We start from the raw sequence: 22,722 nt of genomic DNA on the forward strand, positions 1-22,722 counted from the left end.
CCCATGCCTGCACGTCAATCGCCCTGCGGCGCCTCAGCGTCCTGCCCGTAGTACAGCAGGCCGATCTTGATCCGTTCGCGCCCGTTCTCGCGGCGGTGGCGGTTGGCATCGCGCAGCGAGTACACGCAGCCGCAGTATTCCTGCTGGTAGAACTGCTCGCGCTTGCTGATCTCGATCATGCGGCTGGCACCGCCGCCCTTGCGCCAGTTGTAGTCCCAGTACTGCAGGCCTTCATAGCGCGACGCGGCGCGAATGCCGCAGTCGTTGATCTGCGCCATGTTCTTCCAGCGCGAGATGCCCAGCGACGAACTGATGGTGTCGTAACCGTGCTCGTGCGCGTACAGCGCGGTGCGTTCGAAGCGCATGTCGAAGCACATCGTGCAGCGGATGCCGCGCTCGGGCTCGTTCTCCATGCCGCGCGCACGGCTGAACCAGTTGTCGGTGTCGTAGTCGCAGTCGATGAACGGGATGTCGTGCTGTTCGGCGAAGCGGATGTTCTCCTGCTTGCGCAGCTCGTATTCCTTCACCGGATGGATGTTGGGGTTGTAGAAGAAGATCGCGTAGTCGATCCCGGAGGCGGTGATCGCCTCCATCACTTCGCCGGAACAGGGCGCGCAGCACGAATGCAGCAGCAGGCGCTTGCCGTCGGCGGGCAGGGTCAGGGTGGGGCGTTGGAGCTCGGTCATCGTCAGGTACCGCATGGACCGCCGGCAACGGCGGTGGCCCATGCATCAGCGCGTGGGTGAACGGGTCTGGCTGGATACCGTGAACAGGACGCGCGCGGCCACACCGCCTGCACGCGCAGGACGACGGCGGCCCCGGCAACCTCCCCGCGGAGATTCCAGGTCGAGTCAGGGGACGGTCGTGTCCCCCGGCCGGGGCCGGTATTCGGGCTGATGGACACGGGCCGCAGCCCACCTACTACCCGCCGCTTCCCAGGCGTGAGCCCAGTGCTGTTGGCAGGATTCGTTTCCATTCACCGCTGCGGGGCAGCTCCGGAATGGGCGCGCGAAGCGCCTTCACCGGATTCCCGTTTAAATCCCTGCCGCGATGACAACTACGGCAGGGATACCTTCGGCGTGCCCACGGTGGACGCGTTGCTGGCCAGGGTCAAGGGGCATCGGGGTCAGAGCCCGTTGCGCTGCAACGGGATCCGACCCCAGCGGAAGGAAGGGGTCGGATCCCGCTGCCACGCAGCGGGCTCTGACCCCGGTCGGGATGCACCTTCAATGCCCCGCCGCCGCCCGCGCGCGGATCTCATCCAGCCGCTGGTCGTGCAGCAACCGGCCGTTCTCCCACACGGTCACCATCGCGTCCTCGAAGCCGGTTGGCAGCGTGTCGTCACCGCTGGAAGGCAATGCCACCGTGTGCAGGCTGCCGTCATCCAGGCGCCGCAGCAGGCGCATGCGGCCGCGCTTGCTGGTCTTGCCGGCGTCGGTGATCGGGTCCTTGTAGACATCGATCCACTCGCCGTCCACCCGTGCGGCCGAACACTTCAGCGCGAACTTCTGGGTATCGCGGTCCAGCCGCTGCAGCAGCGCACCGCCCATGCCGAAGGCCACGTTGTCGGCGGCGTAGCCGTCGTCGGTGATGCGCTGCAGGATCGCTCGGATCGTGTCCGGGTTGATGCCATCGCCCTGGATCACCCGCACGTGGTTGAGCACGCGGTAGCCCTTGCTGTTGAGGGTGTGGCCGAAGGCTTCATCCAGCCGGCGCAGGCTTTCGGCCACCACCTCCACCGGGTCACCCGAATCGGGGCGGATGACCAGGGTCGCGCCCGAGGCAATCACTTCATCGCGCAGGGTGGTGCCCCAGTGCTCGCTGATCGCGCGGTAGATGTCGTAGCTGTCCGACACCACCGCTACGATCGCACCGGGCTTGCCGAACTGGCGCAGCATGTTGCGGTAGGCGTCCACCTCGCGCTCGCGGCCCCAGCTGGTGATGGTGCTGTGCTCGGCGGCGGGAATCGAATGGCCGGCCATCGGCGCGTGATAGTGCGCGCGCGCCAGGCACAGGGCCGAGACGGTATCGGTGCCGAGGAAGTTGACCAGGTGCGCGGCACCGCCCAGCGCGGCCGATTCCAGGCTCGAGACGCCGCGCGCGCCGAAGTCGTGCAGTTTGAACGGCAGCTGCCCCTGCGGGTCGTCGCTGGTCTGCTGCAGGAACGCGGCAATGGTCTGCCGTGCATGCCAGCTGATGGTGGCCACGGTGACCGGGTACCACACGCGCAGCAGCAGCGTTTCCAGGTACGAGGGCACCCAGAACGCGGCCGGATCGGTCGATTCAATGGTCATCAGTGCCTGGTGGGTGGGCACCACGCTGCCCTCCGGCACGGCGCGGATGCGCACCGGCAGGTGGCCGCCAAGCCGGTCGACGATATCGCGCCAGCCGGCCTCGTTGAACGGTTCGCCATGGGCGGCGAATACCGCAGCAGCGTCGTCGATGTCGGCGTGGGTGACCGGCCGTGCCAGGGCGTCCTTGAGGATCGCCTGCAGGCCGAAGAACACCGTGCGATCGTGCAGGCCGCCACGTGATTCCACGTAGAAGAACGTGGCATCGGTACCCGGCGGGTACTGCAGCCAATGGCTGGCCTTGTAGCTGTCGGTGTTGAGGAGAAGATTATCGAGGTAGTGCATGACGGAAGCTCCTTCGCGTCGAGTGACACCGGCGGTCTATCCGCCAGTGGGAAGCCGGGCCGGTCAGCCGCGGCCGAGGAAATACTCCAGGATGTGCAGGTGGTCTTCGAACAGCTGCGGGCCCATGTCCAGTGCTTCACTCACCGGTATCCAGCGCGCCTTGTCGGCATCGTCGCCGCCGCGCACCGGCGGCAGGTCACCGGCCGGAAACTCGAAGTGGAAGCCGTGGGTGATGGTGCGACCACGCTGGCTGCGGTCGGGGTGGTCGAACACCTGCTGGCCCTTCAACGACCCCTTCAACACCGGTAGCGGAATCTTCAGCCGGGTTTCCTCGCGCAGTTCGCGCAGGCAGCTGTCGAGCAGGCTCTGCTCCTGGCCGACGAAGCCGCCGGGCAGCGCCCACAGCCCCTTGCCGGGTTCCGAACGGCGCCGCACCAGCAGCACGTGGCCCGAATGCACGACCACCGCATCGGTGGTGACGAAGGTGGGCGCGTACGGCGCATCCTTCCAGGCGGCCTTGTACTGTTCGATGAAGCGGTACTCGGCCACCAGCTGGCCATAGGCAGGCGCGCTTTTGCGGAACGCTTCGAGCATGTCGTACACCGGCGCCGGCACATTGCCACGCAGCATCAGCAGCGCACCGTGGAAGTCGACGTCGCCGGCCTCGAACAGGTAGCGCCGCAGCTCGGTGGCCGACAGGGTGGCGGTGTGCTGCACGTCCACCAGCGGCCATTGTGGGAATTCCCGCAGATAGTAGCTGGAGGCATCCTTGTCCATGCCGATCAGGCCCACCTTGGCATCGGCAGCGGCGCCATCGTTGCGCAGGGCTTCGGCCACCTGGCGTTGTACGTTGGCAATCCACTGCGCTTCGTTGTACAGGTGGTCGCGCAGGGGCCGGATCAGCAGGCGGTCGGTGTGGCCATCGAGGGCAGCCTGGATCATCACGGCGCGTTCGGCCACGGTCCAGGGATTGCGGAGGCTGCGGGGGATATCGGCAGAGCCGACCAGGAAGATCAGCTTGCGGGCCCGGCTCAGGGCCAGGCGGGCAACGGCGGCGTGGCCGTTGTGGAAGGGCTCGAATCGCCCGATGAAGACGAGATAGTCGAATTCCATGAGAATCCCTCATGTCGTTGTGGCAGCCGCGGGTCTGTCCCTTGGCTTGCTGCAGATGCTACGCCGATGGCGGGGCGGGTCAAGCCTGCAGGCATGCCTTCCGCTGAACACCGAAGATTCCTGCCGGGACTGCGCTGCTGTTCTCAGGCCCTGAGAAGCCTCTGCGCCATACTGGCACCCACGCGGCGGACGGCATGCTCGGGGGCAAGACAGTGGCGGACAAGTACTGCGATCTGGTCATGAAAGGCGGCATCACCAGCGGCATCGTGTACCCCAATGCGGTATTGGCGCTGGCGCGCGAGTATCGCTTCAAGAGCATCGGCGGCACTTCGGCGGGCGCCATCGCCGCAGCCGTGGCGGCCGCGGCGGCATGCGGTGATCGCCGCCAGCAGGCGGGCGAACATCTGCCCGGCGATGCCGGCTACGGCGGGTTGTCGGCGGTGTCGGCGCAGCTGTCGCGGCGCGGCTTCATCTACAGCCTGTTCCAGCCGGCACGGGGCGCGCGCGCGGCCTACCGGCTGCTGGTGGTGCTGACCGGCAATGCCGGCCTGCCGCACAAACTGCTGTGCCTGGCCGTCGCGGTATTCGAGATCGCGCCGCTGGAAGTGCTGGTGTCGCTGGCGCTGCTGCTCGGCCTCGGCTGGTGGGGCGGTGGCTGGAGCGGCGTGGCCGCCACGCTGCTGCCCTCACTGCTGTGTGCGTACGGTGCGGGTGTGGCCGGTGCCGCGCTGCGTGTGGCACGGGTGGCGCGGCGCAACCTGCTGGGCCTGTGCAGCGGCCTCGGCCGCGATGCACGCACGCCGGCATTGACCGAGTGGCTGCATGAATGCCTGCAGCAGCTGTCCGGCAAGCCGCTGGATGCACCGCTCACCTTCGCCGACCTGCACGACGCGCCGCGCTACGCCGGTGAGCCGGACAGCCCGCATGCGATCAGCCTGCAGATGATCACCACCTGCGTGTCGCACAACGAGCCGCGCACGCTGCCGCTGGGCGGCGCGCAGTTCTGGTTCCTGCGCGAGGAGTTCGAGCAGCTGTTCCCCGCCAGCGTGGTGCAGTGGCTGGTGAAGCAGGCCGGCCCGCCGCTGGAGGTGGAAGGACGGCAGTACTACCACCTGCCACAGGGCCCGAAGCTGCCGGTGCTGGTGGCCACGCGCATGAGCCTGAGCTTCCCGCTGCTGATCAGCGCGGTGCCGCTGCATGAGCCCTCGCGCCGCGAACGCCGCTGTGAACCGACCGCGCCTGCGGCCGACCAGGAGCACAACGTGGCCGACAGCATGGAAGGGCTGACCAGTGCCGGCCAGACCTGTGGCCCGGTGATCACCGCGTTCCGCATCTGCTGGTTCTCCGATGGTGGCATCAGCAGCAACTTCCCGATCCACCTGTTCGACGCCGCCCTGCCGCGCTGGCCGACGTTCGCCATCAATCTGGTCTACCCGCAGCATGCCGAAGATGTGAGCCACGGCAGCAGTGGCCGCCAGGCGCTGGAACATGCCGTGTTCCTGCCCACCGAAAACCGCCACGGCTGGCAGCGCACCTACCAGTCGATCGCCACGCCGTTGGCCGCTGCGGAGCTGGGCCGCTTCCTGTTCGCGGTGGTGGCGACCATGCAGAACTGGCGCGACCTGCTGCAGGCGCGTGCGCCGGGCTACCGCGACCGTATCGTGCACGTCAGCCTGCAGGGCGACGAAGGCGGCATGAACCTGGACATGCCGCAGGAGGTGCTGACCCGCATCGCCGACAAGGGCAGCCTGGCCGGTGCGCGCTTCTGTTCGTTCTCGTTCGAGAACCACTACTGGATCCGCTGGCGCAACCTGGCCTCGGCCTACCAGCGTTACACGCTGGAAGTGGCGCGCACCGATGACCCGGCACAGCAGGTGCTGGCTTATCGCGCGGCATACGCGATGGTTGCCCGCGGTGAACCGACGCCACCGTCATACAAGCTGGGTTCGGAAGACAAGCGGTTGGCCTCGCAGCAGCTGTGGGGCTTGATGGTCGAGCAGGGACGCACCTGGGAGGACCTCGGCCCCGACCTCACCGACGGTGCACCGCGCCCGTTGCCGCAGATGAAGGTGACGCCGATCTACTGAGCCGGTCCTCGGTAGATCCACGCCATGCATGGATGCATCTCGAATGGGGGTCAGATCCGTTTTCCGCAGGAAAACGGATCCGACCCCCTGCGGTGCCTCATCGCCACGGCGCCACCACCGCATCACCCTGCAATGGCGCATACAAGGGCAATGCCAGCTCCTGCTTCACCCAGCCCGGATTGAGCGCACGCAGGCCGGCCAGGTATTCGCGGGCCAGCGCGATATCACCTTGCCGCATGGCCAGGCGCGCAGCGCGCGCCCAGGTGCGGTCCCAGCCATGGGCCAGTGACAACGAGGTCGCCAGCGCAGTGCGCGCACCTGCCACATCGCCGTTCTCCCAACGCTGCTCGGCCTGGATGATCGCCTCGTTGGACAGGCGCATGTCGTACAGCTCGCGCAGCCTCGCGACCGCGCGTGGGTCGGCGTCCACGCGCAGGTCGGTGTCCTGCCAGTCGCCTCCTGGCGTGCGCACCAGTAGCGCCGCCGACCACTGCCCGCTGCGCTGGCCTCCCGCGTCTTGGCCAGCTTCCAGCGCCGCCAGCAGGCGCGCCGCCAATTCACCGTGTGTTGCGGCGAAGGCGCGCTGCATCGAGGCCAGCACCTGCGGCCCAGCCAGGCCATTGCCCTGCACGCTCAGCATGCCTTCGCCCTGCGCACCTGCCCAATCCGCCTGCTGCGCGGTAGCGCCGGTGTACTGCGCATTGCCGCCGCGCGCGCTGACCAGCCCCACCTGGCGCTCGGCAAGCGTGGTGCCATCGAAGTTGCCGTCTTCATCGAGCAGCTGCTTCAGCACCTGGGCAGGCGTGCGGCCTTTGGCCATCAACTCCAGACCCTTCGACCCATAGGTCGGGTTGGTCTCGAACTGGCTGGCGACCGCGCCCACCTTCGCCTGTGCCCACGGCACACCCACGCCCCCGACCGCCAGGTTGTGCGTGGCCACCGCCACCCCGCAGTCGCCGGCCTCGTTGCAGGCGGCAATGGAGAACGTCGCCCACGCCGGCGCAGCGCAGGCAGCGAGCAGCAGGACCAGGCAGGAACGCAGCAGGAACATGGCCAACTCCGTGGGCAGGCATTGCAATGGGATGCAGCCTACGCACGAAAGGTTTAGTAGATCCACGCCATGCGTGGATGGAATCCCATCGAAATCGAATATTTCGAACCTTCATCGAAGAACATCCACGCATGGCATGGATCTACCGTGTCGACCAAGGTCGACACCCACCAACAGCAGCGTGCCGACCAACGGTCAGCACCCACCAACAGCAGCGGGAAACTGTCGAAGGCGGGGTGGGTCCGGTTGCGGGGGCGTGAGCCGCATGGATGCGGCGACCGAGCTTACATGGACGTACTTGCAGCGTCCCCCGCAACCGGATCCACCCCGCCATCCCACGGAAAGCCCGCTGTTGCTTTTGCTGTTGCCTTGGATTGAAGCAGGTGCAGGGCGCAGCCCTGCCGAACCACCCCTACCGCCCCGGCAACTGCGCGAACGCACGCTGCATGCAGTCCTCGCGCGGGCACACCCGGCACCCCGGGCCGATCGATACCGAGTTGCCCGGGCTCTGCACATCCAGTCCCAGTGAATACACCAGCCGCTCGGCATGCTGCAGATCGCAGCCCAGTGCCACCGCGAAGGTCTTGCGCGGCTGGCCATGGCCCACCGGGCCACTGCTGACCTGCCGCGCCAGCCAGAAATGGCGGCGCCCATCGGGCATGCGCGCCGTCTGCGTAAGGATGCGGCCGGGCTGGTTGAACGCCTCGTAGACGATCCACAGCGGGCACGAACCGCCCACCTGCGAGAAATGGAAATCGGTGGCCGAATGGCGCTTGGACACATTGCCGGCGCGGTCAACGCGGATGAAGAAGAACGGCAGGCCAGGCGCACTGCGCCGTGCCAGCGTGCTCAGCCGATGGCAGACCGCTTCGAAGCCGACGCCGAACTGATGCGCCAGCAGTTCGATGTCGTAGCTGCTGGTTTCGGCCGCCCGCAGGAAGCGCATGTACGGCATCACCAACGCGCCGGCGAAATAGTTGGAGAGACCGATCCGCGCCTGCGCGATGCGTGCCTCATCGGTGAACCCGGCGCGCGCCACCACTGCATCGATCTGCGGCAGGTAGCCGTGAAGGGCCAGCTCGGCCGCCATCTGGAACGCCTGCTGGCCGGGCTCCAGGTAATCGGGCAGCCACAGCCGCCGCGCACCGGCATCGTATTGCCGCTTCTCGCGCCCGGCCTGAAGGGCGGCCACTTCCACCAGCACGCCATGGCGGTCGGCCAGCAGCTGGCGCAGCCGCGGCGCCACATGCCCGGGCGACAGCCCCCACTCGGCGAACAGCTGCTCGGCCAGCTCGTCCAGCTCGGGAATGTGGTTGTGCATGCGGTTGAAGAATTCGCGTACCTGGTCGCCGGCCGGCAGGGTGCTGCCGGCGCCGGGCTCGCCCAGCTGGAATTCCAGTGCGGCGGCATGCTCGCGCAGCGCCAGGTGGCGGCGATGCAGGTCCAGCAGGGCGCGGCTGACCTGCGGCAGGTTGCCGGCCAGCGCGCGCAGTTCGGTGGCGCTGACCTCGGCCAGGCCCAGGTCGCGCAGGGTTTCACCCAGTGCTTCCTGCAGCGCGGCGGGCTCATCGTCGTCGAACAGGGAAGAAACATCGCCCAACACCTCGCCCAGCTTCTTCTGCACCGCCGGCGTGAGCGGGCGCTTGTTGCGCTCGATCTGATTCAGGTAGCTGGCCGACAGCCCCAGCGCCCGTGCCAGATCCGCCTGGCTGTAGCCGCGCTGCTCGCGCAGCCGCAGCAGGCGCAGGCCAAGTTGTCGCTGGGGGGCTGAATAATTCACAGAATTAACATGAATCGTCTGGCGTGTTGGCCAGATTAAGCGGATTCAGCCCGGAAATCGAGGTGGGTGCTGTGAATAATGCCAAGCATCTTTCGCACCCTGTGGGATTGTCGTCATGACTGTTGCAGCGCCCCGTATCCGCATGCTGATCGATGGCCAGTTCGTTGAATCGGCCACCTCCCACTGGCAGGACGTGATCAATCCGGCCACCCAGGACGTGCTGGCCAAGGTGCCGTTCGCCACCACCGGCGAAGTGGATGCCGCCGTCGCCGCCGCCAAGGAAGCCTTCAAGACCTGGCGCAAGACCCCGATCGGCACCCGTGCGCGCATCTTCCTGAAGTACCAGCAGCTGATCCGCGAAAACATGAGCGAGCTGGCCCACATCCTCACCGCCGAACAGGGCAAGACCCTGCCCGACGCCGAAGGCGATGTGTTCCGTGGCCTGGAAGTGGTCGAGCATGCCGCCGCCATCGGCAACCTGCAGCTGGGCGAGCTGGCCAACAACGTGGCCAATGGCGTGGACACCTACACGATCATGCAGCCGCTGGGCGTGTGCGCCGGCATCACCCCGTTCAACTTCCCGGCGATGATCCCGCTGTGGATGTTCCCGATGGCGATTGCAACGGGCAACACCTTCATCCTCAAGCCGTCCGAGCAGGACCCGATGGTCACCATGCGCCTGGTCGAGCTTGCCCTGGAAGCCGGCATTCCGAAGGGCGTGCTGAACGTCGTCCACGGTGGCGAGGAAGTGGTCAACGCGATCTGCGACCACCCGGACATCAAGGCCGTTTCGTTCGTCGGTTCCACCCGCGTCGGCACCCACGTCTACAACCGTGCCTCGCTGGCCGGCAAGCGCGTGCAGTGCATGATGGGCGCCAAGAACCACGCCGTGGTGCTGCCGGACGCCAACAAGGAACAGACCCTCAACGCGATGGTCGGCGCTGCTTTCGGTGCCGCGGGCCAGCGTTGCATGGCCGCCTCCACCCTGGTGCTGGTCGGTGAAGCACGCAACTGGGTGCAGGACCTGGTCACCAAGGCCAAGACCCTGAAGGTCAGCGGCGGCACCGTGGCCGGCACCGATGTCGGCCCGGTCATTTCCTGCAGCGCCCGCGAGCGCGTGGAAGGCCTGATCGCCTCGGGCGTGGAGCAGGGCGCCAAGCTGGTGCTCGATGGCCGCAAGCCGCAGGTCGATGGTTTCGAGAAGGGCAACTTCGTCGGCCCGACCATCTTTGCCGGTGTCACCACCGACATGCGCATCTACCAGGAAGAAATCTTCGGGCCGGTGCTGGTCATCCTCGAAGCGGAAACGCTGGAAGAGGCCATCGCGATGGTCAACAGCAACCCGAACGGCAATGGCACCGCGCTGTTCACCCAGTCCGGCGCTGCCGCGCGCAAGTTCCAGGAAGACATCGACGTCGGCCAGGTCGGCATCAACGTGCCGATCCCGGTGCCGGTGCCGCTGTTCTCGTTCACCGGTTCGCGCGCGTCCAAGCTGGGCGACCTGGGCCCGTACGGCAAGCAGGTGGTGCTGTTCTATACCCAGACCAAGACGGTCACCGCGCGCTGGTTCGATGACGAGACGCTGAGCCATGGCGTCAACACCACGATCAGCCTGAAGTAACGGCAGGAGCAGCCATGAGCCACTCGATGACGACGGAACTGGAAGAAGCGCAGCAGGCGTACCGCGAGGCGGCGCGCGACTTCGCACAGGCCGAACTGGCGCCGCACGCCGCGCGATGGGATGCGGAGGGCATCTTTCCGCGCGAGGCGATCGCCAAGGCCGGTGAACTGGGCTTCTGCGGTCTGTATATGGACCCGGAAGTGGGCGGCAGCGGCCTGAGCCGACTGGACGCCGCCGTCGTCATCGAGGAGCTCGCCAACGTCGATCCGTCGACGGCGGCCTACATCAGCATCCACAACATGGCTTCGTGGATGGTGTCCAAGTGGGGCCAGCCGGCACTGCGCGATGCGTGGGGCACCGATCTGTCTTCGGGCAACAAGCTGGCTTCGTACTGCCTGACCGAACCGGGTGCTGGTTCCGATGCGGCCTCGCTGAAGACCACCGCCGTGCGCGATGGCGACTTCTATGTGCTGAACGGCTCGAAGGCCTTCATTTCCGGCGCCGGTGCCACCGAGCTGCTGGTGGTGATGGCACGTACCGGTGGTGCCGGTGCCGGCGGTGTCAGCGCCATTGCGGTGCCGGCGGACCTGCCGGGCATCAGCTTCGGCCGCAAGGAAGAGAAGATGGGCTGGAACAGCCAGCCCACCCGTGGCATCACCTTCGAAAACGTCCGCGTGCCGGTCAGCCACCTTCTGGGAGAGGAAGGCGGCGGCTTCAAGCTGGCGATGAAGGGACTCGATGGCGGCCGCATCAACATCGCCGCCTGCTCGCTGGGTGCGGCGCAGGGCGCGCTGGATGCCGCGCGCCGCTACATGGGCGAGCGCCGCCAGTTCGGCAAGGCGCTGGCCGAGTTCCAGGCGCTGCAGTTCAAGCTGGCCGACATGGTCACCCAGCTGGTGGCTGCACGGCAGATGGTGCACACCGCCGCGCGCAAGCTCGATGCCGGTGCCAGCGACGCCAACGTGTGGTGCGCGATGGCCAAGCGCTTCGCCACCGATGCCGGTTTCAACGTCTGCAACGAAGCACTGCAGATCCACGGTGGCTACGGCTACATCCGCGAGTACCCGATCGAGCGCCTGCTGCGTGACTGCCGCGTGCACCAGATCCTGGAAGGCACCAACGAGATCATGCGGGTGATCGTTGCCCGTCACCTGCTCAACACCGAAGAGGAACTGCGATGAAGGATTGGCGTACCCAGGAGCACGTGGGCCTGAAGGTCGAGGTGGATGGCCACACCGCCATGGTCACCCTGAACAACCCGCCGGCGCATACCTGGACCGTGCACAGCCTGTCGGCGCTGCGCGACCTGGTGGGCGCGCTCAACGCAGACCGCGACATCTATGCGCTGGTGATCACCGGTGACGGCGAGAAATTCTTCTCCGCCGGTGCCGACCTCAACCAGTTCGCCTCCGGCGACAAGGCCGCTGCACGTGAAGCCGCGCGCCGCTTCGGCGAAGCCTTCGAAGCGCTGTCCGGGTTCCGTGGCGTGTCGATCGCCGCGATCAACGGCTACGCCATGGGCGGTGGCCTGGAATGCGCGCTGGCCTGCGACCTGCGCATCATTGAAGACCATGCCCAGGTCGCGCTGCCGGAGGCTACCGTCGGCCTGCTGCCGTGCGCCGGTGGCACCCAGAACCTGCCGCGCCTGGTCGGCGAGGGCTGGGCCAAGCGCATGATCCTGCTGGGCGAGCGCATCAACGCCGAGACCGCGCTGCGCATCGGCCTGGCCGAAGAAAAGGTCGGCAAGGGCGAAGCCAAGGCGCTGGCGCTGGAATGGGCGAAGAAGGCCGGCAAGCAGAGCCCGACCAGCATCGCCGCCTGCAAGACTCTGGTGCAGTCCACCCGCACCGGCACCCACGCTTCGGCGCTGGTGGCCGAGCGCGAAGCCTTCGTCGACCTGTTCGACACCGCCGACCAGGTCGAGGGCGTGACCGCCTTCCTGGAAAAGCGCGCCGCGCAGTGGAAGAACGCATGAGCACCGACACCGCTGCCGACGACGCACCGGTGCTGTTCGAAGAGCGCGTGGCCGGCAACGGCACGCGCATCGGCATCGCCACGCTCAATGCGCCGCGTACGCTCAACGGCTTCTCGCTGCCGATGGCGCACCTGCTGCTGAAGCAGTTGAATGCCTGGGCCGACGACGACGGTATCGCCATGGTGGTGCTGCAGGGCGCCGGTGAAAAGGCGTTCTGCGCCGGCGGCGACCTGCATAGCCTGTACAAGAGCATGGTCGCCTTCCGCGAGGCCGGCCGCAGCGACATCCGCGAGAACGACTACGCCGCTGAGTTCTTCGACGTTGAATACCGCGTCGATTACCTCATCCACACCTACGCCAAGCCGATCCTGTGCTGGGGCCACGGCATCGTGATGGGCGGCGGCATCGGCCTGATGTCCGGCGCCAGCCACCGCGTGGTCAGCGAGCGCTCCAAGCTGGCCTTCCCGGAAATCACCGTCGGCCTGTTCCCCGATGTGGGTGGCAGCTGGCTGCTGCCGCGCGTTCCGGGCAAGGGCGGCTTGTTCCTGGCTCTGACTGGCGCGCTGCTCAATCCGGGCGATGCCATCTACGCCGGCCTGGCCGACGTGCATGTGGCCGAAGAACGCCGCAGCGCGGTCTTCGATGCGCTGCTGCAGGTCGCGTGGTCCAGTAACGCAGCGCACAACCACGAGCGGCTCAGCCATCTGCTGCAATCGCATGCCAGCGATGCAGCGACCGGTCCGCTGCTGGCCAATGCGGCGCAGGTCGATGCGCTGTGCGAAGGCGATGACCTTGAAGCGATCGTTGCGCGCATTGCCGGCCTGCAGACCGATGATGCCTGGCTGCAGGCGGCACAGAAAACCCTCGCCGCCGGTGCACCGGGCTCGGCACGGCTGTCGTACGAACTGCAGCGCCGCAGTGCCGGCCAGGACCTCGCCGCGATCTACCGCCTGGAGTACATCGTCGCCCTGCATTGCGCCGCCCATGGTGATTTCGCCGAAGGCATCCGCGCACTGCTGATCGACAAGGACCGCAATCCACAGTGGAATCCGGCCACCCTGGCCGAGGCCATCGCCGCGTGGGCCGACACCTTCTTCGCTTCCCCCTGGGCCGATGCCGCGCATCCGCTGGCCGACCTGGGCACTCCCCTTGTTGAAAGGAGCCTTGCATGAGCCACATTGCATTCATCGGGTTGGGCAACATGGGTGGCCCGATGGCCGCCAATCTGGTCAAGAACGGCCACAGCGTACGCGTGTTCGATCTGGTTCCGGCCGCGGTGCAGGCCGCCGTCGATGCCGGTGCCAGCGCCGCATCGTCGGCCCGCGACACCCTGGCCGGTGCCGAAGTGGTGATCTCGATGCTGCCGGCCAGCCGCCACGTCGAAGGCGTGTACCTGGGCGACGACGGCATCCTCGCCGCGATCCCGGCCGGTGCGCTGGTCATCGACTGCAGCACGATCGCCCCGGCCAGCGCCCGCAAGGTCTCCGAAGCCGCCGCCGCACGTGGCCTGCAGATGATCGACGCGCCGGTATCCGGCGGTACCGCCGGTGCCCAGGCCGGCACCCTGACCTTCATCGTCGGTGGCGAGGAGGACGCGCTGGAACGCGCGCGCCCGGTGCTGCAGGCGATGGGCAAGAACATCTTCCACGTCGGCGCCAGCGGTGCCGGCCAGGTGGCCAAGCTGTGCAACAACATGGCGCTGGGCGTGATCATGGCGGTCACCGGCGAAGCCATTGCCCTCGGCGTGGCGCACGGGCTGGACCCGAAGGTGCTGTCGCAGATGATGGCGGTCAGCACCGGCCGCAGCTGGGCCACCGAAGTGTGCAACCCGTGGCCGGGCGTGCTGGAGAATGCGCCGGCCTCGCGTGGCTACAGCGGCGGTTTCGGCAGCGATCTGATGCTCAAGGACATGGGCCTGGCGGTGGAAGCGGCGATGAGTGTCGGCGCCTCGATCCCGCTGGGCGAAGTGGCCCGCAACCTGTACTCGATGAACCACCAGGCCGGCCGCGGCAAGCTGGATTTCTCCAGCGTCGTGCAGCTCATCACGAGCGAGAAGTGACCTGGTAGTGCCGGCCGCTGGCCGGCAACCTCATGCCCCCATGTGGGACAACGAAGGTGGGATGGGCGGATGTTCGGTTTCGACCGGCATCCGCCCATTTTTTTGGGGGTCGGATCCCTTTCGCATCGCGAAAGGGCTCTGACCCCCGAAGACGCCGCGGTTGGGGTCAGAGCCCTTTGCCATTGGCAAAGGGATCCGACCCCGGCGCTGCATCAGGCAACGACCAGCGTCACGTCGATGTTGCCGCGGGTGGCGTTGGAGTACGGGCACACGATGTGCGCCTTCTGCACCAGCTCTTCCAGCTGCTCGCGCGGCACGCCGGGAGCGCTGATGGTCAGCTCGGCCTCGATGCCGAAACCGGTCGGGATCTGGCCGATGCCGACCTTGCCGGTGACGGTGGTGTCGGCCGGCAGCGCGACCTTGGCCTGGCCGGCCACGAACTTCAGCGCGCCCAGGAAGCAGGCCGAGTAGCCAGCGGCGAACAGCTGTTCCGGGTTGGTGCCCGGGCCGCCGGCGCCACCCAGCTCGCGCGGGGTCGACAGCTGGATGTCCAGCACGTTGTCGGACGAGACGGAACGGCCTTCACGGCCGCCGGTGGAGGTGGCCTGGGCGGTATACAGAACCTTTTCGATGGACATCGTGATGCTCCTGGTCAGTGGGTGGGTGTTGCGTTGGAGCCTACTTTGCCCGGTTTCTGCGTACGTTGGGTTGCAGTTCGTACGAAAAACTTGATTGATCGTCCTGCCGGCCTAGATCGTCCACTCGCGGTCGGTGGTGAACATGATGGTCAGCCAGCGGTCCGGCGAGGCCTCGCCCAGCGCATCGCCGATCTCGTCGCGCAGCTGGTCCCATTCCAGCAGGGGCCGCGGCGGGTCGTCCTCGCGTACCACGAAGAACAGCTCGATCTGCTCGCCACGCCCCACCTGCGCGACATAGCTGCGATGCTCGACGAAGCCGTGCTTGGCGACGATCGCGCGTGCCACCGCGTCCACGTGCGCCTGCAGTTCTGGTGGGGTGACCAGCAGGATGCCCGCCAGCGCGCGGCGCACGGTGCCCAGCGGGGCGATCATCACCAGCACGCAGACGAAGGCGAGGATGGCCGGGTCGATGTAGGGCCCGACCCAGGCCAGCGAGGTACCGCGCACCAGCACACCGCCGAGGAAGGCCAGCAGATAGCAGGCCGACATGCTGGCGGCGATCACCCAGTTCTTCGCGTCCAGCGCGATGAACTCCGAACCGATGCGGCGGTTGGCACGCAGCACGAACCAGGCCAGCGCACCTTCGCCGACGATCGACAACCCGGCGAAGGCGATGGCCGGGCCAAGCGCGATGTGGCGACCGCCGGACATCAGCGCATCCACCGCATTGACCAGTGCATACAGCGCCGCGCCGATCATCAGCGTGCCGCTCACGCCCAGCACGATCGGCTCCAGGTGCCAGAAGCCCATGGTGAAGCGTTGGTTGAGACGCGACTGCAGCGCATCGCTGCTGGTGGATAGAGCGATCAGCCGTGCGACCAGCAATGACAGCCAGGTCATCACCACATCGATCAGGCCGTAGATGCCATCGAAGATGATCAGCGAGGAATTGGCCAGCAGGCCGAACACCACCGCTGCCGCGGCCAGCAGCAGTGAGCCTGCGATGGACAGGCGCAGCACGCCTTGTTCGGTACGCGCATCGAAGAAGCGTTCGGTGGTGGCAGGCATGCGGGAATCCAGCGGGAAATGGGCTGCGGAAGCAGCGCGTCGCCATTCTATCCAGCCTGCAGCATGCCGCCGTGACCGCAGCCGCACAGCGCCTGGAAAAGTCACCAGACTGGTAACCGATTGCGGATTGACGGGTGCACACCCGAAGCGTATCGTTTGTACCACGATGACATAGAAGCCTCCGGTGACCCCGGGGGCTTCTTTCGTTTGCGCCATCGCGCGCTGCGACGCCATCGCCACCGGCCCTGACGTTCCCGTCGCGGCCGTTCTGTCTTCCGCCCCGATCCTGCTTTTCCCGCGCCGTCCTGGTGACCGCGTGGGGCGCCGCCGTGCGCGCAGGGTCGGGGCACTCCACATCCATCAACGAAGGAGGATTCGATGCCCCTGCTGACCCTTGAGCAGTGCCGCGCGCACTGCCGTATCGACGGCGACTTTGACGACGCCATCCTGGGTGACCTGCTGGCAGCAGCCAGCGACGCGGCCGCAGCCTACCTGGGCCGCGAACTGTACGCCGACCAGGCCGCGCTGGACCAGGCGCTGGACCAGCTGCCGCAAGACATGGCGGCGGCGGTGACCGGGCATGAAGCCGCGGTTGCCGCCGCCAATGCCGAGACCAACGCGGCCAAGGCCAAGGCCATGCGGGATGTGGCCGATCGTCGCCTGGCCGTGGCCACCGCGCGCAGTGCACGCCTGCTGCTGGGCATGCCCGCCAATGACAGCATCCGTGCAGCGGTACGCCTGCTGCTGGGCCACCTGTACGCCCATCGCGAAGCCGTAGTCGTCTCTGCACAGACGCTCGATGCACCGGCAGGCGCCACTGCCATCGCAATGGAACTGCCGTTCGGCGTGGCCGCGCTGCTGGATCCGTACCGACCGGCCGCAACGCCATGAACGCCGGCCACCTCAATCGCCGCATCCGTATCGAGCGCCAGGACGGCCAGCTCGACGCCTGGGGGCAGCCGCTGGACGCCTGGCAGCCGGTGGCAGAACTGTGGGCCGCCGCCACTGGCGATCCTACAGACAGCGTGCAGCGGCTGACGCTGGAAAGCCGCCTGCCGGCAACAATCCGCCGCCAGCGCTTCCATGTCCGATTGGCGGCCGCGCGACAGGCCGGCATCCATGTCGGCATGCGCATCGTGCATGACGGTCGCGCTTTCAACATCACCGGCGTTGCTCCCGACTTCAGCCGGCGCCAGACCACGGTGCTGTTCACCGAACAGTCTTCAGGCACTGCCTGAGCGACGCCAACCAGGACACCGCGATGAGTTACGAAGCACAGCTGCACGCGCTGCTGGCCCCGCTGCTGCAGGGCCGGCTGTATCCCGACGTTCCACCGGAACCGGTCATCTACCCGTGTGCCGTCTACCAGCAGATGGGTGGACAGTCCGTGTGGTTCAACGAAGGTTCCACTCCCGAACAGAAGCACGCTCGCGTGCAGCTGACCGTCTGGGCAGACAGTCGTGCCCAGGCCAACACCCTGATCCGCACCATTGAGGACCAGGTCTGCGCGGGACTGCCGACCGCCGAGTCGTTCGGCGCTGCAATCGCCGTGCATGAGCCGGTGCTGCACAAGCACGGCGCGCGGCTCGATTTCGGCCTGTGGTACGCCGACCCGTAAACCCCTTCACCCGTGCAACACCCCAGCCCGGCAACCGCCGGGCTTTTTTTCATCCAACGAGGAAATACACCATGGCACTCAAGCTTCCCAAGGGCACCCAGTTCGGTTTCGCACCGGTCGCCTCCACCGCGATCGCCACCACCGCGATCTCCAAGGCTGCGCCGGCACTGGCCAGCGTTGCCGCCAACAGCGTCGACACCGGCGATGTGGTGGTCATTGAACTGCCGGGCTGGCCGGCCCTGAACAACCGCGCCACCCGCGCGGGTGCTGAAGCCACCGGCAGCGTTGAACTGCTGGGCATCGACACCACCGACACCGTGCTGTTCCCGGGCACCAGCGGTGCCGGCGTGCTGCGCAAGGCAGGCGCCTTCGTCGACCTGGACCAGCAGGGCGACCCGACCACCGCCGGTGGCGAGCAGCAGTACTGGAGCGGCACGCTGCTGGAAGACCCGACCGGTCGCCAGGTCCAGCTGCCGACCTTCAAGAACGCCAAGACCATTACCCTGCCGCTGTTCTACGATCCGAAGAAGCCGTGGTACCCGGCGCTGAAGAACGTTGATGCCAAGGGCGAGCCGGTGATCCTGCGCGCCAAGCTGGTCGGCGGCGACGTGCTGTACTGGTACGGCTACCTGAGCTACAACGGCGACCCGACCATGGCTGCCAACACCCCGATGGGCACCACCGCGACCTTCACCGCGCTGGCCGACTCCATCCTGGTCGAGGGCGCCTGATGTTCCAGGTAAAGGCGCCGGAGAGCTTCAAGAGCACCCTGACCATCGTCGGTCACGGTCGCGAGCAGAAGCTCAACCTGACCTACCGGCATCTGTCGGTGGCCGACTACGCCAGCCTGCTGGAGCGTCTGGGCGATGACACGTTGAGCGTGGCCCAGGCCATCCTGGACATCGTGATGGATTGGGATGCCGATGTGGCGCTGGATACCGCCGGCGTCGAGCTGGCGCTGCAGCAGCAGGCCGGCCTGGATGGCGCCATCATCGGTGGCTACACCCAGGCGCTGCAGGTCGCACGCAAGGGAAACTGATCGAGGCGGTGGGGGCCCTGTACTGGCGGGCCCCCACCGAGTCCGAGCTGATGCAGCTTGGATTGAAGGCAAAGCACTTTCCACCGCCGCAGGTCGAGCTGTGGCCCGAGTGTGTGCTTCCCATCGAACTTTTCTCGCGGGTTGCCACCCAGTGGCGCGTCGGCGCAGGTGGCCCGATCGGGCTGGATTACAACGTGGTCTACCACGAGCTGCAGCGCGAAGCGCTCGACAGCGAACAGTACGACGAGGTGATGGCGGCGATCCGCGTCATCGAACGCGCTGCCCTGGAGCAGATGCAACAGGAATGAGCCGGCCATCGCGATTACGCCGATGACCGATCCCGGCTCCGCAGATACGGAGCCGACTCTCCCGAGGAACACTCAATGAGCACTACATCGCCTGGCAGCACACGGGCCACCGTGGAGGCCAGCAACGCATTGGAAACGGCCATGCAGGCAGCAAGGCGCAGCATGACCGAGATGACCGGCAGCACACAGGAGTTCCAGCGGCAGCTGGAAAAGATCAATACGGTGCAGCAGGCATTCAATGCCGTGCTGACCACCAGCGCTTCGTTGGTCACCGCACTGTCCACGCAACTGACTGCCTTGAACACGCAGCTGCAGGCGGCGGCGAAGGCGGGTGCGACCACAGCCGCCGCGGACGCTGGCAAGGCTGCAAAGAAGGAAGAGAAGGCCCAACAGGACGACATGGGCCTGGCGGGCATCCGCAAGGGCCTGGGCGGCGCGCTCGGCGACTATATCGGGAAGACCGAAAACACCGCCACGGCGGCCAAGAAGGCGTTCGACAAAGCGTTCACTGGCGCCGACGAAGCCCTGCGGAGCTTCGTGACCACTGGCAAGTCCAAGTACAAGGAGCTGGCCCAGTCCATCCTGGCCGACCTGAAGATGATCGCTGCACAGCAGGCGCTGGTCTGGGGGGCGAGGAAGATCGCCGGCTTGATGGGGGTCGACCTGACGCCCAAGGATGCAGCGACGGACGCGGCGGCGGTGATTGCAGGCGTGGCGACTGCCAAGGACGCCAAGGCTGGTGATACCAAGGCGGGCGAAACCAAGGACGCCAAGGACACCAAGGGCACCACAGGACTTTCGGGGTTCCGCAAGGGCTTCGGCAGCGCGCTCGGCGAGTACATGGAAAAGACCGAGAACTCCGCCAAGTCTACCCAGGATGCCTTTTCCAAGGCGTTCACCGGCGCCGAGGCGGCACTGCAGAGTTTCGTGAAGACGGGCAAGTCCAACTACAAGGATCTGGCCAAGTCGATCATCGCCGATCTCAAGATGATTGCCATCCAACAGGCAATCGTCTGGGGCGTCAAGAAGATCGCGGGCCTGTTCGGATATGGCACGGGGGTGGAGGCCAACGCCAACGGTGGCGTCTACCAGTCGCCGAGCCTGTCGGCCTACTCCGGCGGTGTCTACAACACCCCGCAGCTGTTCGCCTTCGCCAAGGGCGCCGGCGTATTTGGCGAAGCGGGACCAGAAGCGATCATGCCGCTGCGCCGCGGGCCGGACGGTCGTCTCGGCGTGGCCGCGCACGGCGGCGGTGGTGGCGGAGTGGGTGTAAGCATCCGCATCGACAACAACGGTGGCAAGGAAGTCACCACCAACGAAGGCATGCTGCAGCAGTTCGGCAACGAGATCGGCCAGTTCGTGGAACGCAAGTACCGCGAACTGCAGAGTCGTGACCTGAAGGCAGGTGGTGTGCTCAGCAGGAGTGCCATGTAATGACCGACACCTTCACCTGGCCGGCAACCAGCCAGAGTACGGGAACCACCACCGCCGCCGTGAAGCGCGCGAAGTTCGGTGATGGTTATGCGCAGGCCGCTGCCGATGGTCTGAATGCAACCTCACGCAGCTACCAGCTGCAGTTCGTCGGCAACCGCAGGACGATCAACGAGATCGTGGCCTTCCTGGATGGCCATGCCGGCCGCAGCTTCCTGTGGAAGGGACCACTGGGGCAGGGGCTCTACATGTGTGATTCCTACACCGACAGCCATCTCGGCGGCCAGGTATCCAGTATTGCCGCGACATTCGAACAGACGTACCAGCCCTAAGGAAACTCATCATGACTCTGAATCCAGTCGATACCCTCACTGACCACGGCAACTACAAGGGAGATCCCGCCAAGGTTGCCTTCGTAAAGCTCAACGAGAATGACGCCTACCTTGAGCAGTTGGCGAAGGCAGCACTGCCAAAGGTCGGTGGAACCCTCAGCGGTCCGCTGACTACAGCGTCCACCATAACTGCGACGGGACGCGCGTTGATTGCGGAGGGTTCAGTCGGAGCAGTACCGACCACCGGAAAATACCTCCTGCAGAGTGTTACCTCCGATGGGGCGTTTATTACTTCCTACAACTACTCTCTGCCCAATGTCGCTCCCCTCACTATAGAGGCGAGCTCCATCAACACCGCGGCCCGCGTGACGGCCTCCGCGCTGGCCGTTCCGCACAACGCCGCGGGTACGGAAATTCTCTGGAACGGCTTGGCGGCGGAGAACGGGTATGGCTGCTCGGAGTATCTGAATTTCCGCGGAGGTGGAACGGGTGGGCATCTCTTCTACGCATGCGTGGCAAACGTATCCCAGCGCAGAACGGCGCGTATCCGCGAAGGCGGCAGCATCGATTGCTATCCGGTCCAGCCAAACCCAGGCGGTGGTGTCGGCACCTTTGGTTTCCATACACAGGGAAGCTTTGGGGGTGGCTACGCCATGACGGATGGGGGGAAGCAGGGCGGATGGTGGATGGCAAGTGGCGATCTGAACTGGGGGGTGACTCAAACCGGAACGTCCATGGGTATCCGGATGAGGCTCAGCGAGGATGGTGTGCTCAGTGCCACCGCATTCAACCCAACCTCATCTGCTGACGTAAAGGACTACCTTGAAGGCTATGCGGGCGACGCCGACTCTGATCTGGATCGCATGGTGGTCATCACCTACCGCTATCGGCCTGAATTCTGCGAGAGTGACAAGACCTTTGTAGGCTTACTCGCAGAGAACGTGCATGACGTGCGTCCAGAGGCTACGAGTGGAGGTCGCAAGGGCGGCATCAAGGTGCCATTGGTCAATCCCGAGGATGGCTCGACGCTGGTCGACAGTGAAGGGAACACCATCTTTGAAACGCACGATGACTTCGTCCCTATGGGCATCGATATGATGCAGATTCTGGCGCTCAATGTCCGTGCGCACCAGCAGAAGTCACGCCGGCTTCAAGAGCAGGAACGGCGCATCGTCGCGTTGGAACTGGCACTTGAACGGTTGGTAGAAGCCATTGAGGGTAGGCCATGATCACCGCCGATGCCCAGCAGCTTGAGCCGGGTGGCCGCATCACCGTCTACGAACTCGACGCCAGCAGTTTTGGCGCCGACAAACTGTTCTTCCATGCACACCTGCAGAGTGGTGTCATCTGGTGGCAGGGCCAGGAATATGGCCCCTGGCCGATCGAGGCCAGTGGCTTCGAGCGCACCAGCGACCAGCCACCGAATCCACGCCTGCGCGTGAGCAACATCGATGGACGCATCACTGCCATGTGCCTGCTGTTCGATGATCTGGTCGGTGCCCGCATCATCCGCCGGCAGACGCTGGCCAAGTACCTGGATGCCACCAACTTCGAGGAAGGCAATCCCAGCGCGGATCCTGCCGAGCATTTCCCCGACGAAGTCTGGTTCATCGAGCGCAAGATCGGCGAAGACAAGCAGATGGTCGAGTTCGAGCTGACCACCGCGATTGATCTCAATGGTCAGCAGTTGCCGGGCAGGCAGATCATCGCCGGCATGTGTGGCTGGCTGGTGCGTGGTGGCTATCGCGGCGCTTACTGTGGCTACAACGGTCCTGCGGTGGCCGACAGCGACGACGTCGCCACCGACGATCCGGCACGCGACCAGTGCGGCGGCCGGGTGCGCAGCTGCAAGCTGCGCTTTGGCCAGGACAAGCCGCTGCCCTATGGCGGCTTCCCCGCCGCAGGCCTGCTGCGCTCCTGATCGGCCCCTTCCCGATTCCACTTTCCAGGCCCGCTCGCGCGGGCC

General features: G+C 66.2%; 23 protein-coding genes and 1 riboswitch. Of the genes, 16 read left to right on the top strand and 7 right to left on the bottom strand.

Translation table 11 applies throughout. From position 1 onward, the window contains the following. Window positions 1-14: 14 nt before the first annotated feature. The 3 genes from ACZK1G_RS01045 to ACZK1G_RS01055 all read right to left on the bottom strand — a co-directional run bounded on the left by ACZK1G_RS01045 (window position 15) and on the right by ACZK1G_RS01055 (window position 3,749). A complete protein-coding gene (locus tag ACZK1G_RS01045) occupies window positions 15-701 on the bottom strand; it encodes an epoxyqueuosine reductase QueH (protein ID WP_014035611.1) in 687 nt (228 codons plus the stop codon). Window positions 702-862: 161 nt separating this feature from the next. Beyond that, window positions 863-1,077: riboswitch (cobalamin riboswitch) on the bottom strand. A gap of 149 nt (window positions 1,078-1,226) precedes the next feature. Beyond that, the gene (locus tag ACZK1G_RS01050; protein WP_101764738.1) at window positions 1,227-2,636 is read right to left on the bottom strand and encodes a nicotinate phosphoribosyltransferase; all 1,410 of its coding nucleotides are present in this window, start codon (window positions 2,634-2,636) and stop codon (window positions 1,227-1,229) included. A gap of 63 nt (window positions 2,637-2,699) precedes the next feature. Continuing rightward, window positions 2,700-3,749: a bifunctional nicotinamide-nucleotide adenylyltransferase/Nudix hydroxylase gene (locus tag ACZK1G_RS01055; protein WP_236251698.1), complete on the bottom strand. Its 1,050-nt coding sequence runs from the start codon at window positions 3,747-3,749 to the stop codon at window positions 2,700-2,702. Window positions 3,750-3,943: 194 nt separating this feature from the next. Here ACZK1G_RS01055 and ACZK1G_RS01060 point away from each other — a divergent pair, with 194 nt between their 5' ends. Continuing rightward, window positions 3,944-5,836 carry a patatin-like phospholipase family protein gene (locus ACZK1G_RS01060; RefSeq protein WP_101764740.1) on the top strand — a complete coding sequence of 631 codons (1,893 nt, stop codon included), beginning with the start codon at window positions 3,944-3,946 and terminating at the stop codon, window positions 5,834-5,836. 97 nt (window positions 5,837-5,933) lie between these two features. Here the strand turns inward: ACZK1G_RS01060 and ACZK1G_RS01065 are convergent, their stop codons facing one another. Together ACZK1G_RS01065 and ACZK1G_RS01070 are read right to left on the bottom strand one after the other, a co-directional pair. Beyond that, the gene (locus ACZK1G_RS01065) at window positions 5,934-6,887 is read right to left on the bottom strand and encodes a DUF1028 domain-containing protein (RefSeq protein WP_101764741.1); all 954 of its coding nucleotides are present in this window, start codon (window positions 6,885-6,887) and stop codon (window positions 5,934-5,936) included. A 412-nt stretch (window positions 6,888-7,299) separates the two neighbouring features. After that, complete coding sequence (locus tag ACZK1G_RS01070; RefSeq protein WP_053494643.1) at window positions 7,300-8,667, bottom strand: helix-turn-helix domain-containing protein; 1,368 nt, start codon at window positions 8,665-8,667, stop codon at window positions 7,300-7,302. 115 nt (window positions 8,668-8,782) lie between these two features. On the opposite strand from ACZK1G_RS01070, the gene ACZK1G_RS01075 reads away from it, so the two are divergent. Genes ACZK1G_RS01075 through mmsB form a run of 5 tightly spaced genes read left to right on the top strand, consistent with a single transcriptional unit; the run spans window position 8,783 to window position 14,322 of the window. Then, window positions 8,783-10,288, top strand: coding sequence for a CoA-acylating methylmalonate-semialdehyde dehydrogenase (locus ACZK1G_RS01075; protein ID WP_049399840.1), 1,506 nt, complete (start codon window positions 8,783-8,785; stop codon window positions 10,286-10,288). A gap of 14 nt (window positions 10,289-10,302) precedes the next feature. Continuing rightward, on the top strand, window positions 10,303-11,469 hold the full coding sequence (locus ACZK1G_RS01080) for an acyl-CoA dehydrogenase family protein (protein ID WP_071229412.1): 1,167 nt from the start codon (window positions 10,303-10,305) through the stop codon (window positions 11,467-11,469). Then, window positions 11,466-12,263 (top strand): enoyl-CoA hydratase, encoded by a 798-nt coding sequence (locus tag ACZK1G_RS01085; protein WP_101764742.1) that lies wholly within the window; start codon window positions 11,466-11,468, stop codon window positions 12,261-12,263. The genes ACZK1G_RS01080 and ACZK1G_RS01085 overlap by 4 nt, the downstream gene beginning before the upstream one ends. Beyond that, window positions 12,260-13,435: an enoyl-CoA hydratase/isomerase family protein gene (locus tag ACZK1G_RS01090; protein WP_101764743.1), complete on the top strand. Its 1,176-nt coding sequence runs from the start codon at window positions 12,260-12,262 to the stop codon at window positions 13,433-13,435. Before ACZK1G_RS01085 ends, ACZK1G_RS01090 begins: the two co-directional genes overlap by 4 nt. After that, entirely contained in the window at window positions 13,432-14,322 is an 891-nt protein-coding gene (gene mmsB / locus ACZK1G_RS01095) for a 3-hydroxyisobutyrate dehydrogenase (protein WP_075675624.1), read from the top strand. The genes ACZK1G_RS01090 and mmsB overlap by 4 nt, the downstream gene beginning before the upstream one ends. 212 nt (window positions 14,323-14,534) lie before the next feature. On the opposite strand, the gene ACZK1G_RS01100 is transcribed toward mmsB, so the two are convergent. Together ACZK1G_RS01100 and ACZK1G_RS01105 are read right to left on the bottom strand one after the other, a co-directional pair. Beyond that, window positions 14,535-14,960, bottom strand: coding sequence for an organic hydroperoxide resistance protein (locus ACZK1G_RS01100; RefSeq protein ID WP_049399846.1), 426 nt, complete (start codon window positions 14,958-14,960; stop codon window positions 14,535-14,537). Window positions 14,961-15,071: 111 nt separating this feature from the next. Continuing rightward, on the bottom strand, window positions 15,072-16,028 hold the full coding sequence (locus ACZK1G_RS01105; protein ID WP_101764744.1) for a cation diffusion facilitator family transporter: 957 nt from the start codon (window positions 16,026-16,028) through the stop codon (window positions 15,072-15,074). Window positions 16,029-16,406: 378 nt separating this feature from the next. Between ACZK1G_RS01105 and ACZK1G_RS01110 the strand changes: the two genes are divergently transcribed. The 10 genes from ACZK1G_RS01110 (at window position 16,407) to ACZK1G_RS01155 (ending at window position 22,677) form a co-directional block, all read left to right on the top strand. Further along, entirely contained in the window at window positions 16,407-16,919 is a 513-nt protein-coding gene (locus tag ACZK1G_RS01110; protein WP_069138078.1) for a head-tail connector protein, read from the top strand. Next, complete coding sequence (locus ACZK1G_RS01115; protein ID WP_101764745.1) at window positions 16,916-17,266, top strand: head-tail adaptor protein; 351 nt, start codon at window positions 16,916-16,918, stop codon at window positions 17,264-17,266. Before ACZK1G_RS01110 ends, ACZK1G_RS01115 begins: the two co-directional genes overlap by 4 nt. 23 nt (window positions 17,267-17,289) lie before the next feature. Continuing rightward, window positions 17,290-17,646 carry a tail completion protein gp17 gene (gp17, locus tag ACZK1G_RS01120; RefSeq protein ID WP_101764746.1) on the top strand — a complete coding sequence of 119 codons (357 nt, stop codon included), beginning with the start codon at window positions 17,290-17,292 and terminating at the stop codon, window positions 17,644-17,646. Between the two features lie 71 nt (window positions 17,647-17,717). Further along, window positions 17,718-18,377, top strand: coding sequence for a phage tail protein (locus tag ACZK1G_RS01125; protein ID WP_101764747.1), 660 nt, complete (start codon window positions 17,718-17,720; stop codon window positions 18,375-18,377). Next, window positions 18,377-18,685, top strand: coding sequence for a phage tail assembly chaperone (locus ACZK1G_RS01130; RefSeq protein ID WP_101764748.1), 309 nt, complete (start codon window positions 18,377-18,379; stop codon window positions 18,683-18,685). Before ACZK1G_RS01125 ends, ACZK1G_RS01130 begins: the two co-directional genes overlap by 1 nt. A 50-nt stretch (window positions 18,686-18,735) precedes the next feature. Further along, complete coding sequence (locus ACZK1G_RS01135) at window positions 18,736-18,993, top strand: DUF1799 domain-containing protein (RefSeq protein ID WP_014035628.1); 258 nt, start codon at window positions 18,736-18,738, stop codon at window positions 18,991-18,993. Between the two features lie 75 nt (window positions 18,994-19,068). Beyond that, entirely contained in the window at window positions 19,069-20,427 is a 1,359-nt protein-coding gene (locus ACZK1G_RS01140; RefSeq protein WP_014035629.1) for a phage tail tape measure protein, read from the top strand. After that, window positions 20,427-20,756, top strand: coding sequence for a phage tail protein (locus tag ACZK1G_RS01145; RefSeq protein WP_014035630.1), 330 nt, complete (start codon window positions 20,427-20,429; stop codon window positions 20,754-20,756). The genes ACZK1G_RS01140 and ACZK1G_RS01145 overlap by 1 nt, the downstream gene beginning before the upstream one ends. 11 nt (window positions 20,757-20,767) lie before the next feature. After that, on the top strand, window positions 20,768-21,985 hold the full coding sequence (locus tag ACZK1G_RS01150) for a hypothetical protein (protein ID WP_101764750.1): 1,218 nt from the start codon (window positions 20,768-20,770) through the stop codon (window positions 21,983-21,985). Next, the gene (locus ACZK1G_RS01155; RefSeq protein WP_101764751.1) at window positions 21,982-22,677 is read left to right on the top strand and encodes a phage minor tail protein L; all 696 of its coding nucleotides are present in this window, start codon (window positions 21,982-21,984) and stop codon (window positions 22,675-22,677) included. The genes ACZK1G_RS01150 and ACZK1G_RS01155 overlap by 4 nt, the downstream gene beginning before the upstream one ends. Window positions 22,678-22,722 lie beyond the last annotated feature (45 nt).

Source organism: Stenotrophomonas sp. 109824_Sma (assembly GCF_056480025.1).